The sequence below is a fragment of the Streptomyces sp. P17 genome (assembly GCF_032436805.1).
Lineage (GTDB): Bacteria > Actinomycetota > Actinomycetes > Streptomycetales > Streptomycetaceae > Streptomyces.
In genome coordinates this window covers 1-278 of sequence record NZ_JAVRBF010000707.1, presented here as the reverse complement: position 1 = coordinate 278, position 278 = coordinate 1, and the positions used below count along the sequence as shown (strand labels likewise).

The window sequence follows — 278 nt, the reverse complement described above, 5'->3', positions numbered from 1 at the left end:
GGAGATCAAGCCCGGCGAAACCCTGCCGCGGCATATCCACCACGGTGAGGAGGCGGCCTATGTGCTCGAGGGCGGCACCATCGAGACGCCCGACGGCAAGCAGGTGCCGTTTCCCACCGGCCGCACCATCATCAACAAGCGCGACGTCCCGCACGGCGGCTTCAAGGTGGTGGGCGACAAGTCCGTCAAGCTGTTGACGGTGCACATCGTCGACAAGGGCAAACCGCTGTACGACAGCCCGCCGAATTAGGGACGGGTCCGGGGACAGCATAGTCGCC

1 protein-coding gene is annotated in these 278 nt (G+C 65.5%); it reads left to right on the top strand.

The genetic code is table 11. The features are described 5' to 3' along the window. Positions 1–250: cupin domain-containing protein (locus RMT89_RS42680; protein ID WP_315889142.1), on the top strand; the 250-nt coding region annotated here is incomplete at its 5' end. Between the last annotated feature and the right edge of the window lie 28 nt (positions 251–278).